10 protein-coding genes and 2 pseudogenes are annotated in these 17,344 nt (G+C 71.1%); 3 read left to right on the top strand and 9 right to left on the bottom strand.

Going from position 1 to position 17,344, the window contains the following annotated elements; translation table 11 throughout:
• Positions 1 to 151: 151 nt before the first annotated feature.
• From ACV7NM_RS32730 to ACV7NM_RS32705, 6 genes are all read right to left on the bottom strand, one after another.
• A complete protein-coding gene (locus ACV7NM_RS32730; protein ID WP_463413698.1) occupies positions 152 to 3,181 on the bottom strand; it encodes an ATP-binding protein in 3,030 nt (1,009 codons plus the stop codon).
• Positions 3,178 to 5,055, bottom strand: a complete 1,878-nt coding sequence (locus ACV7NM_RS32725; protein WP_463413697.1) for a hypothetical protein — start codon at positions 5,053 to 5,055, stop codon at positions 3,178 to 3,180. The genes ACV7NM_RS32730 and ACV7NM_RS32725 overlap by 4 nt, the downstream gene beginning before the upstream one ends.
• A 123-nt stretch (positions 5,056 to 5,178) precedes the next feature.
• Positions 5,179 to 5,559 carry a homocysteine S-methyltransferase family protein gene (locus ACV7NM_RS32720; protein ID WP_463413696.1) on the bottom strand — a complete coding sequence of 127 codons (381 nt, stop codon included), beginning with the start codon at positions 5,557 to 5,559 and terminating at the stop codon, positions 5,179 to 5,181.
• A 322-nt stretch (positions 5,560 to 5,881) separates the two neighbouring features.
• Entirely contained in the window at positions 5,882 to 6,169 is a 288-nt protein-coding gene (locus ACV7NM_RS32715; protein WP_463413695.1) for a hypothetical protein, read from the bottom strand.
• Positions 6,170 to 6,219: 50 nt separating this feature from the next.
• Entirely contained in the window at positions 6,220 to 8,718 is a 2,499-nt protein-coding gene (locus ACV7NM_RS32710) for an N-6 DNA methylase (RefSeq protein ID WP_463413694.1), read from the bottom strand.
• 240 nt (positions 8,719 to 8,958) lie between these two features.
• A complete protein-coding gene (locus ACV7NM_RS32705) occupies positions 8,959 to 9,804 on the bottom strand; it encodes a hypothetical protein (RefSeq protein ID WP_463413693.1) in 846 nt (281 codons plus the stop codon).
• 585 nt (positions 9,805 to 10,389) lie between these two features.
• Between ACV7NM_RS32705 and ACV7NM_RS32700 the strand changes: the two are divergent.
• Together ACV7NM_RS32700 and ACV7NM_RS32695 are read left to right on the top strand one after the other, a co-directional pair.
• Positions 10,390 to 10,620 (top strand): annotated as a pseudogene (locus ACV7NM_RS32700) (DUF6086 family protein); the annotation flags it as partial.
• A complete protein-coding gene (locus tag ACV7NM_RS32695; RefSeq protein ID WP_463414165.1) occupies positions 10,538 to 10,759 on the top strand; it encodes a hypothetical protein in 222 nt (73 codons plus the stop codon). The pseudogene ACV7NM_RS32700 and the gene ACV7NM_RS32695, both read left to right, overlap by 83 nt.
• A 1,086-nt stretch (positions 10,760 to 11,845) precedes the next feature.
• Here the strand turns inward: ACV7NM_RS32695 and ACV7NM_RS32690 are convergent.
• The 3 genes and pseudogenes from ACV7NM_RS32690 to ACV7NM_RS32680 all read right to left on the bottom strand — a co-directional run.
• Positions 11,846 to 14,488 carry a M48 family metalloprotease gene (locus ACV7NM_RS32690; RefSeq protein ID WP_463413692.1) on the bottom strand — a complete coding sequence of 881 codons (2,643 nt, stop codon included), beginning with the start codon at positions 14,486 to 14,488 and terminating at the stop codon, positions 11,846 to 11,848.
• A 33-nt stretch (positions 14,489 to 14,521) separates the two neighbouring features.
• A complete protein-coding gene (locus ACV7NM_RS32685) occupies positions 14,522 to 15,172 on the bottom strand; it encodes a hypothetical protein (RefSeq protein ID WP_463413691.1) in 651 nt (216 codons plus the stop codon).
• A 506-nt stretch (positions 15,173 to 15,678) separates the two neighbouring features.
• Positions 15,679 to 15,828: pseudogene (locus ACV7NM_RS32680) on the bottom strand (IS630 family transposase); the annotation flags it as partial.
• Between the two features lie 655 nt (positions 15,829 to 16,483).
• On the opposite strand from ACV7NM_RS32680, the gene ACV7NM_RS32675 reads away from it, so the two are divergent.
• A complete protein-coding gene (locus tag ACV7NM_RS32675) occupies positions 16,484 to 17,326 on the top strand; it encodes a hypothetical protein (RefSeq protein WP_463413690.1) in 843 nt (280 codons plus the stop codon).
• The last annotated feature ends 18 nt before the right edge of the window (positions 17,327 to 17,344 follow it).

Below are 17,344 nucleotides of genomic sequence, written 5' to 3'. Positions count from 1 at the left end.
GTGTTCGTGTCCGTGGCCGCTTCGGCGTCCGCCGCCCCCGCCGCCTCCTCCGGTTCGTCGCCGTCGCGGGGCGCGTCCGTCGGCGGCTCCGGGGGCGGAGGGGGCGGGGGTGGGGGCGGGGGCGGGGCGTCGGTCGGGCCGCCGAGTTCGCTCATGGACGGGTACCCTTCTCGCGGGCGCACTCCAGCGCCACCCGTACCGCCGTCTCCGCCACCACCGCGCGCAGGCGCGGTCCCGCCGCGCAGGCCATCGTGAAGGCCCGCGTCACGTGCTTCTCCGTCGTGCCGCCCGTCACCGCCGCCACCGCGTCTCGCAGCCCGCTGCGTTCCACGTCCCCGACCCGGGCGTGGACCCGCTCCTGCCGGTACCCCGGCAGGGCGTGGATCTGGAGGCGGTGGTCCGCCCCCGAGGTCCCGGTCAGGACCAGGCCTCGGGAGGCCCACTCGGCCTCGTGGTCCGGGTAGGTGTGCGGGCCGTCCGGAACGGAGGTCCTGGTCCGGTAGATGACCCCGATCACGTCCCGGAAGCGGTAGTTCGCATACGTGTAGCGCCGTGGGTCGCCGCCCGGCGGGTCGGTGCTCAGCAGTTCGGCGCGGAGCACGGTGTGCAGGCGCCGGGCGAAGTCGCCCGGGTCGACCTCGTCGCGCATCAGGGACTCGCGGGCGGACACCGCACGTTCCACCCCGTACACCAGGGTGCATTCCAGGTCGTGGTCCGGGAGCGCCGTCAACGCGGCCCGGACCGGGTCGGACGGGCCCGGCGCGTCCTTGCCCATCGCCTGGGCCGAGGCCGCCACGTCCGTCCAGATCAGCTGGAGGGGCTCCACGGAGCGGTGGTGGGAGTCGTTCATCGTGCGCAGGGTGCACGGCTCGCGGCGGCAGGAGGTCCCGCACAGCGGGCTGCGGCTGCTGAGCAGCGGTGGCTTCGTCGACGCGTCCTCGGCGCTCTCGGCGTGCTCTCCGTGCGGGATGGCCGTCAGGACGGGCCGGTCCATGCCGTCGGCGGCGACGGCGGCCCGTCCGGGCGGCAGGGCGACGACGTTCTCGCTCTGCTCGGGCTGGAGGTTCATTGTCGCGCCGACGGCGCGCCGGTCGTCCTCGGCGGGCAGCCGGTGCATGATCTTCAGCGCGCTGTTCTTGATGACGTCGGGCAGGATCTTGCTGGGGATCTGCTCGACGATCACAACACCCTCGCCGTACGCCCGGATCTCCGCGAGCAGGGAGGCGAAGAGCTCGACGGCGGCGGCCGCCGGCCCGTCCTCCACGTTCTTCAGGAGCCGGTGCGCCTCCTCCACCACCAGGACGTGGCGCAGCGGGACCCCGCCGGCGCCGTGGTGCACCCGCAGGTGTTCGACCAGGCGGATGAGCACCGCGCCGATGAGGAAGGCCTTGTCCTGGTCGTTGGTGATCGTCTCCAGTTCGAGGACCACGTTTCCGGCGAGCAGCCCGGCGATGTCCAGGGGATGGCCGCCCTCGAAGAACCGGCCCGGCGCGCCCTCCCGCAGCGAGCCCATCCGGACGTCGACGAAGCCCCGCACGTCCGCGGTGATCTCCTTGCCGTATCCGATCATCTCGACGACCTGTCGGGCGGTGGCCTGGAGTTCGCCCAGGGTCGGGTAGCGGGCCGTCCGCGGCTCGTCCGGCTCCTCCAGTACGTACTTCGGCTTGTGGGCCGGGCGCGGTTCGCCGGTGACGAGGTCCCATCCGGCGGCCGTGTAGCACTGGGACAGGGCTCGCGACAGCACCTGCGGGAAGGGCTCGTGTCCCTCGAACGCCGCGAGGAACAGGGCTCGTACGAGGTCCACGTGGCTCTGCAGCGGAAAGCCCGGCTCCGGCTCCAGCGGGTTGAGCGAGGCGGGGGCCACGTCCACGTCACCGGGCCGGATCACGGTGACGCGCCGGGCGTGCTCGGGTCCCCCCGCTGCGGCGAGGCGGCCGGCGATGCGCGCGTACTCGGCCTTCGCCGGCTCGACCGCCAGCCAGGGGATCGGCCGGTTGTGCGTGGACAGGGCGGTGAGCAGGCTCCGTACCGTCTGGGACTTGCCCGAGCCGGTCGCCCCGCAGACGAAGGCGTGCCGGTTGAGGGTGGAGCGGGAGACGTGGAGCTGGTCGGCGGGCATGAGGGCCTCGTCGAGGATGTCGCCGATCAGGAAGGCGTCGAGGTCGTGTCCCGTGCCGTCGGAGGTGACGTCGAACCGGTTCGGGGCCACCGTACGGATGCCTGGGAGCTCCCGCGCGGGCGGCCGGGCTAGCGCCGCGACCAGTTCGGCCGGGGCGACGAAGGGCACGCTGCCCGGCGGCCCGGCGGCGCCCGCGGCGGGGGCCGCCGCTGGTTGCGGCGTGACGGTGGTCAGCGCCTCGGCGAAGGGCATCGGCCGCCGCGCCGGTACGAGCACGTACGGCAGCTCGTCGAGGTCGCCGGCGCCGCACAGCAGGGCCGCCGAGGCGAGCGCCGACTCGGGCCGCTCGGCGCCGACCAGCACGCGCACGTTCCACACCCCGGTGGCCAGGGCCCGGGTCAGCTCGCGGTAGCGGGCCTCGGCCCGGTCGGCCGCCACCCGGTCGGCGGCGGAGTTCTCGCGCTGGCGCAGCCGGGGCAGATGGACGGCGAGTGTCGCGCGCTCCTGGTCCAGTCGCTCGTACGGGAGGGGCTCGGCCAGCACGAGCCAGGCGAAGGCGTCCGGGAGGTGGGCGACCGCGTCGTCGAAGGAGCCGCGGCGTTCGCCCGGCAGGGCGCGCTCGTCGTCGCCCAGGCGCAGGGCGTCGTGGGAGCCGGGGCAGGGGATCCAGAACGGCAGCCGTTCCAGCAGGGCGACCGTCTCGCCCGCCGGGACGTCGCGGGCGGTGGAGCCGGGCGGGTAGCGCAGGGGGCGCTGCGCACCGTCCGCGGCGGGCTCGTCGCCCGCGGGCGGGAAGCCGGGCGTTCCGCCCACCAGGAAGTGCAGCGGCCGGTGCCGGCCCGGGCGTATCCATGCCGCGGCCAGACCCGCCGGGCGGTGCTCTCCATCGGCCGAGGGCGCGGAGAGCACGGCGTGGGCCGCTGTGACGGCGGCGGTGAGCTGGGCGGCCGTACGGTCCTCCGTACGGCCGTCCTCGGGCCGCCGGGGCACGGTGATCAGGCGGTGGAAGCGGTACGCGTCGAGTCCGGCGGGCCGGGCCGCGCCCCCGGCACCGGGGCTCACGTCAGGCTCGCGCGAGGGCGGGCGGAGAGCCGGGGCAGGAAGTTGATGCCGGGATTGCAGTCCCCGAACACGACGCGGCGGCCCGCTGGCCCGGTTTCGACGAGGACCAGGCCGGTCGCCGGGAGGGCCTGGAGCTGGGTGGGCTCGATCGCGAACTCGTAGACGCGGCTGAGGTTCTCGCCGGTCGTCGTGGACCGGGCGGTGGAGGTGTTGGTCGAGTCCTGCCAGCTGCGCGAGAGGGAGGTCGAGAAGGAGCGTGAGCTCCCCCAGCTGCTGCCGGACATGCCGCCGCCCCGGTTGGAGCCGTCCGTGTCCGAGACGCCCCGCTGGCCGCCATAGCTGGTGCCGCGGCCCTCGGTGAGGGTCTCCCCGACCTGCCGGGTCAGCTGGTTAACGAGGAACTTGTGCTCCTGCCCGATGAACTGCGCGGCCGCCTTGGCCTCCTCGCCGTTGCCCATGCGCATGAACACCGTCGCGCTGTCCGATCCGCCGGCGACCTGGACGGTGCCCTCCCGCAGGTGTTCGAGCAGGAATACGAGCCGGACACCGGCCGTGCGGGCCTCGCGCGCCATCGATTCCAGGGCGTCACGGCCGAGGTGGTCGGCTCCGGCGACGACGAGGGTCCCCGAGCCGTGCGCCACGGCACGGGTGCGCAGCACGTGGACCAGCCGGAAGAAGACGAAGCGGTCGGTGAGGTCCTTGCGGCGGCGCACGGAGTCCTCGGTCGTGACGATCGTCAATCCGCCGGGCCGCCACCAGTCCGCGGCGCGGCCGCCGCCGGGGACGGCGGCCTCCTGCCCCCTCGGCGTGAGCAGCTCCGTCTGCGCCCGGACGTAGCGCAGTTCGTTCTGGACGCGCTCACCCTGGCCCAGGAGGTCGACGGCCCGGGTGATCGACTCGACCTCGGTGGGGTTGAGCGGCCCGGGCGCGCCGGGGGCGGGATCGTAGACGCGGAGCAGGACGCGCAGCCCGGCGGCGAGCCGGGCGAAGGTGACGGGCCCTTCGAGCAGTTCCGCGACGGTCTGGACAAGGTCCACGTCGATGGTGTGGAGGTCCACGTCCGCGCCGGGGGGCCGCATGGTGCCCAGCGCCTCGGCCATAGTCTCGGCCAGCTCCTCGGGAGTGAACTCCGCGCTCAGGTCAGCGTCGAGCAGGGCCCCGGGCACGGGTACGTGGGCGACGGCGATGTCGCGACGCGCGGCGAGGCCAGCGAGTTCGAGGGCGACGGCCTGCTGGGTGAGGTCCAAAACGACGAGCGGGGCGCCACCGCCGAGGAGCGGCCCGCCGACCGTGGCGAGCAGGCTGGCCCAGCCGTTGCCCGTGCCGCCGAACACGTCGATCCGGCTGGGACCGGAGGTGAGGCAGAGCGGGAACCAGGTGTCCAGCGTGTCGTTGTGCCGCAGGTGCTCCGCGTGGTGGGCGTCGATCCGGCTCTGCCAAGCGCGCCGGCGCTGCTCGTAGTCCCGCTGGGCGCTGGTGCGGGCGGCTTCCAGGCGCCGGCGGGCGGCCCTCAGCCTGGCGGCCGGAGAAGTCGCGGCCATGAGGACGATGACGAGGACAACGACGATCACGACTGCGGACAGGCCGCCGGCCACGTAGGCGACGATGCCCGCGAGCAGGACGAGACAGCCCGTGCCCCTGTTCTTCCGGGCGGTCATGGCGCGCTCCTCCATGGCGCGGACCTCGTCGCCGGAGGGTTCGGAGTAGACGGGCGGATGCTGGGCGTCCCGGTGTGCGGGCGGCGCGGACGGCTGGACGAACTCCCAGCCCCAGCGCTCCTGGCCGGTGAAGACCCGCCGCGCCAGTTCCGCTCCGGCCTCCGGCTCCTCCCCGCCCCGAGGTTCGGTTGCCGGTGCGCTCTCGGCAGTGCTCATGACGCCCCCCTGTGGATGTCGGAGCATCCTGACCTTCCGGAGCGCCCCTGTCAGCTCCCGGGAGCCGTGCGGGAGACCTCTTTGGCCAGAAGACATCTACGAATGACCGAAGTTGATGTGTCGTCACATGTCCGGACCAGCGCACTCCGCCGCGAGGTCCGCGATCCGGGCCGGGCCGAGGCGGCAGCAGCCGCCGATGAGGCGGGCGCCCGTGCGGCGCCAGGCGGCGACGGGCCAGCGGGGCCCGGTCCGCGGGGGGGGGTGCCAGGTGGCGGTGGCCGGCTCCCAGACGGAGCCGTCGTTCGGGTAGGCCACGAGGGGTTTGGAGGTGACGCCGGCCGCCGCCGCGAGGGCGGACAGCACCTCGGCCGGGTCGCAGCAGTTGACGCCGACGGCGATGACCTGCGGGGAGGCGGCGGCGAGCGCGAAGGCACCGGGGAGGGGGGCGCCGGAGCGGGTGCGGGTGCGCCGGCACGAACACGTCCGCCGATCGCAGCCCGTCACGCAGTGCTGCGCGGTTGTGAGCTCCTTCAGCCGTCGGGGGTCATCCCCGCGTGCGCGGGGAGCAGACCACCGCGTCCTTCGGGCCGGGGTCGTACACCGGGTCATCCCCGCGTGTGCGGGGAGCAGGCTGACTAGCTGGAACTCTATGCGGCGAACCCCGTGCTTTCGAGCACTTTCACCGAAACCGGCAATCGATCCATAAGGGCAGAAGTTGCGTTTTCCTCGCAGGCGCCCGAGCAGCGCCGCGTGGGCGCCCACGCAGTGGAGCCCGAGACTGTGGCGGCCCCGGCTCCGGCCCCGGCGCCGTTGCAGGGAAACGGGCCTATCGGCGCTTCTTGAGCTCTCTGACCGCGTGTACAGCCGCCAGGCACAGCCCCAGCGCTGTCGCGAAGCAGGTGCCGGCGGAGCGGAGGACAGTCGGGAGGCCGGCGCCCGCGAGGCTCTCCACGAGCCCCGCCAACAGGGCGACGGACACGGAGAACAGGAACATGCTCAGCAGCCAGGGCGCCCAGACGGGCTGTGCGCACCCCGCATGCACATCGGGCGCCGTGGTCGAGGCAGCCGAGGCTGTCGGGGAGGGCGTGGCAGTGGGGTCTTGGGAGGCGGTCACGGAAGGGTTCCCTTTCGGAGAATTCGGCGGAACGGAAACAAGGGGGGAGGTCAGGGGGACGTCGGCGTCGGGCTCATCAGCTGTTCCGCCAACAGGCCGCGCGCTCGGGTGACCGCGGCGGCCAGTTCTCGGTGCGCGCGAGCCTGTTCCTCCACGCCCGCCAGGAGCTCGGCGATGCGGCGCTGCTCGGGCAGCGGAGGCAGCCGTACTTCCAGGCGGCCGAGCGTCCCGGTGCTGATCGACGAAGCCGCGGTGGCGGCCGACCGGTCCTCGACCCAGGCGAGGACCTCCGGGCGGCTCAGCCAGGCGAGCAGGTAGACCGGATCGACTCCGGCGTCCTGGCGTACGCGCAGCCGCGTCAGGTTCGCACTCGGCAGCCAGCCCGCCTGGTCGGCCCGTACGATCGCCGGCGGCCCCGTCTTGCCGGCCCGTACGCACACGATGTCCCCGGCTTCGAGCTTGAAGTGCGCGAGCCGGGTGGCCAGCTCCCACGAGATGCACTCCTCCCCCGTGTCGGTGATGCGCCCTTCCCGCAGGTGCCGGGGGAACACCACCGGTACGACGCCGTCGGGGCTGCGGTCCTTCGTGCCCAGCTGCGTGAACGAGGGGCCGGCCTTGATCTCGCAGAGGGCGGCGAGGTCCGCCGTACCCCAGTCACCTCCGCTCCACTCCCCCGGCGTGGGCCCTCTGCGCAAGGAGTCCGCGTACGCGTCCGCCTCCGCGCTGCGCACCCGCAGCGCCGTCACTTCGGCCCAGGCCCGCTCCGGCACGTCCGCTCCGGAACCGGTCCGCTCCGCCGGGCGCTCATCGACGCGCCCCGCCGGGCGGACGTGGTCCACGGGACTGAGTGAGCAGACCTCATCGAGCAGCACCTCACGGCCCACCAGCGTGCTCGGAATGCTCGTCGGAACGTTCCTCGGATCGATCGCTGGCGGCTGCGGCACCTGGTCGGGGCCGCGCCGCTGCCCCGAAGCGATGTGCGCCCGGTAGATGGCGAGGAGCGCACCGGCCGCATCTTCATCAAGGACGGACCGCGGCCCCTTCTTGGTGCCGCATTCGCGTGCGTCGAGGAACAGCACCTGTTCGCACGGTTCGCCCGGGTGCCGCAGCAGCCACACGGACACGGGGACGGCGGTACCGCTGAAGAGCCTGGCCGGCAGCGCGATGACGCACTCGACGACCCCCGCCTTCACCATGGCCCTACGGATGGCCGTCTCCGCGGCGCTGTCCGAGTTGCCCGCCTTGGTGGGCATCACCATGGCGGCCCGGCCGCCCTCCCGGAGGGATGCCAGTACGTGCTGGACATAGGCGAAGTTGTCGTTGTCCAGCGGCGGTGCGCCGTAGGGCCACGTTCCCGTACGGCGAGCCTGACCCGCCGAGTTCTTCATGTTGAACGGCGGGTTGGTGAGGACGATGTCGGCCCGGCCTGCCGTTTCCAGGCCACTGGTCCACGGTGCATTGCGCTCCAGGCGCACCCTGGCCGGGACGTCGTGCAGTGCCAGGTTGAGGGACGCGAAGAGCCCTGCGGCGGGGACGGTCGTCTGTCCGAACACCTTGAGGGACTGCTGACGCCCGGGCTGCTGCCCGCGGAGCGCTTCGGCGAACGCGAAACCCGCCACGAGGGACTCTCCGCCGCGAACGTACGGATCGTAGGCGGTTCGGGGCATGCGGCCGCACGAGCTGCCTGCCAGGCCCGCCATCAGCCGCGCCACACCCTTCGGCGTGGAGAACTCACGGCTGCGCAGCCGCGCGTGGGTCTCGTACTCGTCGATGATCAGTTCGAAGGCATCCCCGTCGAGCTTGGCCACCAGCCTGATTACCTCGGCGAGGACTCCTACGCTCCGTGGGATCAGGGCGGCCAGCGAATCCGTGAAGTGGGGCAGCATCCCGAGACGCTTGACCTCGGTGTCCACCTCACGGCCGATGTGTTCCAGGAGCTCGCTGCCGGTTCCCCCAGCGGCGTCGATCGCCGCCGCGCGGGCCCGGATCTCGGTCCAGCGTGCGCCGGACGCGGTCCGCAGGAAGTGGAGCCCGAGCAGCAGGTGCAGGTAGTTCACCGTCGAACCGGGACCGCGCGCCTGGTCGGCCAGCGGCCCCATGAGTTCGTGCACCAGATGCCGGTTCGCGGGTACGTCGTCCGGCCGCTGCACCCCTGCCGACCCGTCGGAGAGTTCGGCGGCGCCGGCGCCCTCAGCGTCCTCGGCGTCCTCGGCGTCGGGGTCAGGGTCGGCGTCGGCGTCGAGGACGAGCTGACGGGTTTCCGTCCGGCTGGCCGGCGCCAGCGAGCCTCGGGCCCGGTGGCCGTAGGTCGCCTCGTCGCCCTCCCCCTGGCGGCGCAGGCGGAGGGGGACCCTGCGGTCGTCGAGCCAGCGCAGGACGTCCGACTGGAGGAAGTAGTCCGTCCCCCCAGCCTTTCTGGGTGAGGGAAAGCCCGGAGAACGGCGCTCCCACATGGTTACGGTCGGCCGCGTCACCTCGGCCAGCTCCGCAATCCGTGCCCGCGTGATCTGAGGGTCTTCGTTCCACTGCGGCGTGTGGCTACTGCCCATGGTGCCCATGCTGCTCCCCTTGAAGTGCGCCCTTTAGGCTGCTCGTTGTGGAAAACGTACGGGGTGGATTGCCGTTGTGTCCTGTGAGTACTGGGGGTACTCACAGGACAACTTTGCTTGCACGGCCAGCGCCCGACGAGCAGCACCAGGACACTTGACCGTGATTTTGGCCCAACAGATGCCATAACTTTGCCGGTTCCGACGCATCGGCTACACAAGGGGCTTAACGTTTGATGAGAGCTAGGAATCTTGGCGGCGGCCCGTCGATCCGACTCTTCCGGTACGGGCAGTGAAGGCCGCCCGGCCCTCGCCCGCTCCTCCCACGTGCGAGCAGATGGACCACAGGTCGTACAGGGCGTCCCGGGCGCGCTGGGCCGGGCGGGACCCGGGCTCGACCGAATGCCTGACGCTGTTCCACTCGACGAGCATGGCCCCCGCCATACGCGCCTGGCGCGGAGCGCGGACCAGGTAACGCCGAAGCCGCCCCTCGGACGCCACCGTGTACATGGCGCAGAGGTCCTCGAGTACGAGCTCCCTGAAGTGCAGCAGCTCGGAGCCCGTGAGTTCCATGAGCCCCTCGAACCGTTCCTCCGCATTGGTCTCCTGGCGGACCGAGAGCTGTTCGGCATGGCAGAGCGCCGCATGCATCCATGCGGCGCGCGATTGGGCGGGCGGTCCGTCGAAGGCCATGGCTGCCTTGAGGTCGGCCATGGCCGAGGTGTCTTCCTCCGGTAGGCAGTCACGGTTCAGGGAGGTGAGCACCCCGTCGACGCGGGCATCGAGATCCCGCCGGGTGGCCCCTGTCAGGGACGGGAGTCGTGCGAGGTTCGCCCGCATCTGCCGTACGTGCTCGGAGTCCTGCCGGATCTCGAGCGCGGCCTCGGTCTGGGCCCAGTTGAAATCGGGCGACAGTTCGTCCCGCCACCCGGCGTCCACGGCGTCGAACGCCCCCTGCTGCTCTTCCCGCCACACTGCCCGCGAGCCGAAGTACTCCTTGGCCAGAGCCAGCTTCAGGGCCTCTGTCGGTAAGAAGGGCAGCGGCACTTCAGCGAAAAAGGCCAGGAGGAGCAGATCGAACGGAGACATACGCGGATGGAGCTGGTCGCAGACAGCCAGGCTCAGCACCTGCAGCTCGGTCCCCGGCGGGTACACCCGCCGCGAACCGCTGCGACCGCCGCGGTAGATGGGCGCCGGGTCGGGCACCAGGCCGTACCTTCGCCACATGGCCAGACGGGATGCCTTCAGCGTCAAACCCTGCTCTTGGCAGGCCTGCAGGAGCTGCCGATCGGCTTCGCTCGGGGGTGTTCGCGTCATATAGCAAGGCTAGAAAACGGCCCGTCGCAGAGCCTGGTCATGAGTTGGGGGGGTGCAACTGCGGCATGGCTGCTGCGTGAAGGGTCTCTGGCAGTGGCCGCCGGAAGAGACAGCCAGCCAACCGGGTGCGCAGGCCCATCCCCCCGTGCGCGGGGAGCAGTTTTCCCCGGCGGGAGCCGGAGTGGCTTTATTCACGGGTTGTGAAGCCTGATGTTCATGGCTTTGGGAGGCGCCCGGATCCTCGGTCGGGTGATGTTCACGAGTTTTGGTTCCGGCTCACTTTCCGTGGAGGGCTGACTGACCGTCATGTCATGTGCCGGCAACGCCGGCCGGTATGGCCGGCAGGAAGGGGTGGCATTGAGTCAGTATTACGATATGGGTGACCAGACCCTGTGGAACCCCTCCAACGGGGCCTCCCGGCTGTTCATGAGCCAGGTGGGCGTCTACCAAGCCGAACTGGGTCTGCCGTCCCGCATCGGACCCATGCAGGCTAACGAGTGCCAGATTGACCCGCTCGTGTTCAAAGCATTCGTCGACGCCCTGCTCGCGTGGCTCGCCGGACGGCATCGAGCCACTGAGGCAGCCGTTCGCCCTGGAGACGGAACACGTACGGCTCAAGGCCGTTCTCGTCCGCCGCCCTGAACCGGACGCCCTCACCGGCCACGTCCGCTCCTTCGGTAAAATGCTCACCGAGCGCAGCGGCCTGGTCGGAGCCGAGGGCACGTGACGGCCGAGGAGGGTGGGCAAGTCGCGGCGGCGGCCGAGTGCGGCCACCTGATCCGGGTGAACGTCGGGGAACTCGACGTCCCCGCCGAGGTAGACCAGCAGACCGGCCTACACGAGACGGCCGACCGCCGAGGCCGTCACCCGCGGCCGGAGAATCGGCAGCGGCCCCCCCAACGCCTCCGTCAACCGGTCCGCCGCCACCCCGGCACCCATCGGGCCCCGCAGCGCCGCCCGCACCGCCTCCGGGTCGGCCGCCTCCACCACCGCCGCGACCACAAGCGGGGCCCGGCGTCCGCCAGCGGGACCAAGCGGGAGCCGGCTGCCCACCGCCACGCGGCCAACGGAACCCGCAACCGGCCCGCAGCCTCGTACTCGTCGTAGACCTCACGCGTTCCGGGACCGCATCGACATCACGCGAGAACACACCTCGACAAGGGGCTCATTCATGAGGAAAACATTCCGTAAGAATTCCGAGGGGAGTACGCTCTCGTCGGACCTACGAGCGTGCACGGTGGCATCGAATCGGGGGAAATGATGTCCATGGGAATGCTGTTCAGGCTGACGACGGTCGCGGCGACCTGCGTTGCCGTACTCGCCACCGGGTGCAGCGATCCGAATAAGAGCGCGGGACCCGAGCCGTTCACGCCGACGGGTGATCTGCGCGAAACCGGGGGCCAGCCCGGGCCGGCCCCCCGGACATCCCCCGGCGTACGTCCACCCACTCCAGCACCACCTCCAACCACTCCAGTTCTTCCCCCGGGTTACGTACCTACGGCGCTGGTCGGCGAGTGGGACGGAGACAACAAGGGCTCCGCACAGCTAGCCCGGATCATCTTCACGGCCAACGGAAACGTTGTGCTCCACTTCAACAACCGTCAGGTCCTGACCGGCCCCGCAGTCGTCGGGAATTCATCCATGGTTCTTTACGTGCCAGGCGGACCCATCAGGTACTCGCGGTGGTCGGTCAACGAATTCGACACGGGATACGGTTACACGTTCGAGAATCTTGTGCTCGACGGAGTCAGTTACGTACGGCAGACCGGTGGCGGTTGAACGGGCCGGGGCTTTTCTTGCCTGCTTCACCGATTCAGGGGAGGTTCACCAGAACGACCCCGACAGCGGCGCAGGTTTGGTTGACTCGATCTCCGTGTTCTTTGAACGCTGCTGAATCGCCTTCCAGACCTGCCTTGAAGTGCTCCATGAAAGCGACTGCGAGCGCCGGGTCCCGGCCCTGGACCGCCAACTGACTGGCCTTGTCCAGTTGGGTGTGCACCTCGGCGCTCGTGAGCGTGTCCAGGGAGCCGAGCAGTTCGTCGTACTGTCGGCAGGCGGAGCGGACTTCTTCGATTCCGCCCGTCGGCACGCCAAAGGTCCGGTCGGTCGTGTCCGTGGTGCACGCGAACAGCGTCACGCTTCCGGCCAGGAGCAGCGCCGTCAGGCCGACCCGGCGTGCGGTGATCCTGCCCTCGGACGCCGCTCCGACCACGGGCCGAGGCGGGGCCACCGACCGAAGACGGCGGCGTACCACCAGTGCAACGGCCCCCGTAGTGACCATGATCAGGGAGCAGGCCGTTCCCCCAACTAGGATCCGCAGCAGGGTGTTGCGGACGAAGGGCAGCGAGATCCCGCCGCAGGCGGCGGGGCGCAGCGCGAGCGCGTCGGCGCAGCCGGCGGCCAGCACGCCGCCGAAGAACACGGCCGTGACCAGACACCCTGTCAGGAAGGCCGCCATGAGCCCGTACAGGGCGGCCGTGCTGCCGTGCCGCCGTACGAGCAGGGCCGCCGCGGCAAGAGCGACGAGGCCCTGAACGAGCATGGCGACGACGAGGTTTCCGTAGGTGAAGGCGAGCAGGAAACCGTCCATCGCACGGGTCCTCTCGGGGATGCTGGAGTGGATCAGGAGACGGGAGACGAGAGTGCCGCCGACGAAGGCTGCGGTGGCGGCCGTGGAGGCCACGGCGACCACAACGGGCCAGCCGCACAAGGCCTCCGCCCGGGTCTGCGCCGCGCTCCCCCGCCCCTGCGCCGACCGCGGTGCGGGCCGCAGGCGCGCGGCGAGCGGTACCGCCCACACCAAGACGAGCGCCAGGATCAGGGGGGTCCACTGCGCGAAGCGCAACAGCAGTGGATGATGAACGGCCGACCAGAGCCAGTAAGGCCCTGCGGGCGCCACCTGCGCCACGGCCTGATGGTCGGCGCGGACCCCCTCTCCGACGGTGCCCAGCCAGTCCGCCGAGTCGGTGAGGGCCGTCCACGAGGCGATAACGACCGACAGGATCAGCGAGGCGGCCACCCAGCCCACCGCCCACCCGGCGCGCCGCGGAACGGCTGGAGCTCCCCAGGCAGCTGCGGCTTGAGCCGCCCACCACTCGAAGAGGACCAGCACGAAGGCCAGGCACAACGCCCAGAGCGCAGTCGCCGCCCCGCCGGACGAGGCCAGCCTCGGCAAGGGCGTCCCCATCCCACTGTCCACCGCGAGGGGCCGGCCGAGTACGAGCCCCACGGCCAGACCGAGGGCGGGGAACACCCTGTCTCGGACCGTATGGTCGGAGCGGGCTGACGTACGCCACGCCCCGAGGCCGACGACGGCCACAACGGCCGGCGAGACCACGAGCGCCGCCGCCCATCGGCTGTTCAGCGGGTCGGCCTCGTGGGCCGTGAGCCACCACAGGATCAGGAGTCCGCTTCCGGTGCTCATGGCGGCGAGGCCGGCCGCGCAGCACTCCCAGAACCCGGTCCGGAACAGCCGGGCCGGGTGGTGCACGATGCATCTGCGCTGTTCGGTGGTGGGGTGGAAGCCGCGCGACCCCTTCCACCACGGGTGGCGGATGTCGGCCGCCGCGATCGCGGCCAGAAGGTCCTCGCGCACACCGTCCCACGATGCCGCCCGCACATCCGCCCCGTGTTCCCGCGCCCGGATAACGGCGCGGGAGCTCAGGAAGACGAGGCCCAGCAGGACCGCTGCCCGCAGCCCGACGCCCAGCGCGTCCTCAGGAGCGGTTCCGATCAGGGCGGCGGCGAGAGGGAGCACCCCCAGGGGGAGGAAGGCCCAGTTAAACGACCGGGTGAGGCACTCGATGTCGGTATCCCGGTTACACAGATGGGCCAGCTCGTGCAGGACCAGCGCTCGCAGCCGCGCGGGGTCCGCACGGAAGCGTGTGACGAGCCCTGCGTCAAGCACCACGGCATACCAGCCGGCGCGCCCGAATGCATGGGCCGTGACTGAGAGCGAGGACCGGCGCAGGAAGAACCGGGGCGACCGGTGCAGGGCCGCCTCGGCGACCAGCTCGTGCAGGCGGCGTACGAGGGCCGCGTCTTCAGCGTCCGCTTCCGGCGCTAAGGCGACCAGGTCGTGCCTGCACACGTGCACGTACGGGTCCACCCAGTACAACAACCCGGCGAGTGCCAGGAGGAAGGCGACCCCTGCCAGCACCCAGGGAGCCTTCGTGCGCTCGAACTCCTCGGTGCAGGTGAGAAAGTAGTCCGGGAAGTTCACAGCCGGGCCGATCTGCCCGGTCCGGCCGGCCGCTGCGGAGCACTGCTCGTAGACCGCCTGCGCGCCATCGGCGCCGGGAGCGAATGCGAGGTACACGGTGTTGTAGACGAAAACCGACGCCCCCAAGAGAGCGGTGATCAGCAGGATGAACCGGAACGTGGTCCCAGCGGGCAGTCCGAACGGATCCTGTGGGGTCGCGGGGACGGGAGCCGTCGGTGTGGCAGGCGTCGACATCGCGGACCCCCGAGGGATGGTGGGCGGAACCGGCTATGCGGTGAGGCCTCCGATCACCGCGTCCGCCAGCAGTCGGGCCCCGTCCTCGTCGATGCCGAACCGCAGGGCCTGCTCGTACATCTGCTGCCGGACGGCTTCCGTCAGCTCAGGGGGCAGCGCCTCGGCCCTCGGCGCGGGCCGGGGCGCCCCGTCCGCCGGGTCGCCCTCGGAACCGACCGAGGCGTCGATGACCGCTCCACGCGTGGAGTCGGTTGCCGATGCCGGGGCGGGCGAAGGCTCCGTGCCCGCAATGGCATCTTCGGCAGCCGGCTCCTCCCCCTCCGTCGAATCCGGACGCCGCAGGATGCGTCGTATCCGGGCACGCACCGGGCCCGCGCTCCGTTCCGCCCCCCTCACCATCAGGTCCGCGCCCACGCCGACCAGAGCGGTTTCCACCATCGCCAACACGAGGGGAGTCACAACGGCGATCAGCTCACCGCCCCCGAAGCCGAACCGCTCGTCCCTCGGCTGCCCGGCCGCCCGCCTGCGCGCCGCCTTCAACGCCTTGCGAGGAGCCCGGAAATAGGCTGTGCTCTCGACGCGGAAGAGGACCAACTCGTGGGGAGCCACACGCTCCACCACCCCGCGGGCGATCTCCTTGAGGAGGTCTTCCTCCACGCGCGGCTCCGCCTGCGATCGGCTCACGATCCACCCCCGGATGCACGGCTCGCGCCGGACAGCCCCCTCCGGCGTGGCCAACCCTACGCAGCCCCCTGAGTGGCGCACCAGAGTCGTACAGGGCGCGCGAGCTGCACTCCCGCGGCACCCGCGCCACCGCGCACGCCCCTCATGGCCCGGGTCAGTGGCGGGCATCGACGAGGCCCCTGCCGCCGCTGAGGGCTGCGAGAAGGTGACGACGCGGCTGGACGCCCCTCCACACGAAGATCGTCGCACTCAAGGTGCCAGGTGCCCGGCCTCCTGGAGGGCTGGGTGCTCGTCCTGGCGGAGAAGGCCGTCAGAGTGAAGGCGAAGGCTCTGGCGGAAGCTGCCCGTCACCTCCAAGGCCATCCGCACTGCCGGCGAGAACGCAGAGCGCCGCCAGCGCCGCCATGGCGGCCTGTCCAACCAGGTCCGCTCCACGTTCATGTACGGGGGGATTTCGCAGACCGCATAGGTTCGCCGGGTTGGTCAGGCAGCGGGTGCGACGTCAAGGTGGCAGGGACCCGGTCAGGATGTTTCCAGCGGACCCAGCCGGACTTGGCAGTGGGACGGACCCCGAGCGGGCCGAACTCATCGAAGACGAAAACCCGGTCGGGGAAGCGGTCCAACCCCTCGATCCGGTCCAGCTTCGCCTCTCGCTTGATCCCACACGCGCTCCACGCGTCGGGGCCGGCGCTCGCCAGGCCCGAACCCTCAGCCGGATGCCACGGGCCGAACCATGCCCGAACCGGAAAACTACCTCCACGCCCACGCCCAGACGCAACCGCTTGAGAGGGCGGTTCGTTAGTTGATGTCTGTTTCCGGATGAGGCTGGGACAGGGCTGCTGGTCACGGTGCTCGGCTGGCTACTGCTTCCTGGTGAAGCTGCCGGTGTCGGCTTCGGTGAGGATGTCGAGCTTGACGAGGCGTTTCAGTTTGGCGCGGGTGCCTTCGATGCTCTTCGGCAGTAGTTCGTGGTCGAGGGCTTCGCAGACGTCCCTGGCTCGGAGGGGGCCGGTCGCGTCGTTGCTGTCGTGTGCGGTCGTCCCCGATCTCCGCCAGGATCCGTGCGGCGATCTGGGCGCCGATGCCCGACGAGTTCGACAGCATCGTCCGCACCCACCACCACACCAAGATCCATCAAACCACCCTAACGGCCTTGCTCTGCCGTGAACTCGGGGGCGTCGTTGGCGCCGGGCCCGGGGTACCGCGGCAGCTTGCCGACAGGCTGACCACCGGGACGAAGGGCAAACCGACCGGGCAATGGGGATGACCTGAGGCTTCGTGAGTTGACCGGACAGCCTTTAGGGTCGGCCTATGAGCACGGCAGACGACAACCGGACTGCCCTCGACCTCCTCGACACCCACCTGGAAGACCTGTGGCGGGCCGCCACCGAACTCCACCGGGGAAACCAGGCAGTCGTCCCCGAGACGCCGCGCGAGCTGGCCGAGACCGTCGAGGACGGGGCGGCTACAGAACTCCTGCGATGGGGGTACGGGCAGCTGGCCGGCATCCCGCGCTCGCCGGCCGACGTGTTCGCCCGGAGCGTCGGCAGCACGCTCATGGAACTGCGGCGGCGCCGCAGCCCCTGGAACGCGGCGGCCCTGCGCCTGCTGGAGGACCCGTACATCTTCCTCGCCACCGGTCCCCGTCGACACGAGGACTGGGCCGAAGACGTACTCGCCCTGATGCACCGGGAGGTCCCAGACCCGCGCGGCTGGCTGCGGATCGACGGCGACCGCAACAACAACGCCCGCGACGTCGCACCGGCATACCCCTTCGAGCCTCCGCCCGCCGACGGATTCCGCGACCGCCTGCACGAGCTGAAGCCGGCGGGCGCCGTCACCGCGCTCGCCGTCATGGCGGAGGAGTGGGGCGACAACCGGCCCGTGCGGAACCGGCCGGAGCGCGACGCCCTGCTGGCCGACGCACGGTCCTTGCTGGACCGCTACGGCCCAAACGTCCGTTTCTGGACGAACGCCCAAGACGCGGCCTCCGACCCGGCCCGGGACTTCGTCCAGGCCGGCCTCAAACACACCAAGGTCCACAAATTCATCACCGGCGAATACATCAACGGCCTCGACCTCTTCGAAGAACTGGGCCTCATCGCCGTGTCCGACCACGAGGTCGGAATTTTCTGGTCCATCGGCGCGTACTGACACCAGCACATTTGCCCG

It is taken from the genome of Streptomyces sp. Tek67B01, from assembly GCF_055231995.1.
The sequence above is the reverse complement of the archived record's forward strand: the minus strand, read 5'-3'. Positions and strand labels throughout refer to the sequence as shown.

What these genes read in the sequence shown, in the direction of transcription:
- ACV7NM_RS32725 (WP_463413697.1), bottom strand. Translation starts at nt 5,055, where the DNA reads ATGAGCACTGCCGAGAGCGCACCGGCAACCGAACCTCGGGGCGGGGAG.
- ACV7NM_RS32710 (WP_463413694.1), bottom strand. Translation starts at nt 8,718, where the DNA reads ATGGGCAGTAGCCACACGCCGCAGTGGAACGAAGACCCTCAGATCACG.
- ACV7NM_RS32705 (WP_463413693.1), bottom strand. Translation starts at nt 9,804, where the DNA reads ATGTCTCCGTTCGATCTGCTCCTCCTGGCCTTTTTCGCTGAAGTGCCG.
- ACV7NM_RS32690 (WP_463413692.1), bottom strand. Translation starts at nt 14,488, where the DNA reads ATGTCGACGCCTGCCACACCGACGGCTCCCGTCCCCGCGACCCCACAG.
- ACV7NM_RS32675 (WP_463413690.1), top strand. Translation starts at nt 16,484, where the DNA reads ATGAGCACGGCAGACGACAACCGGACTGCCCTCGACCTCCTCGACACC.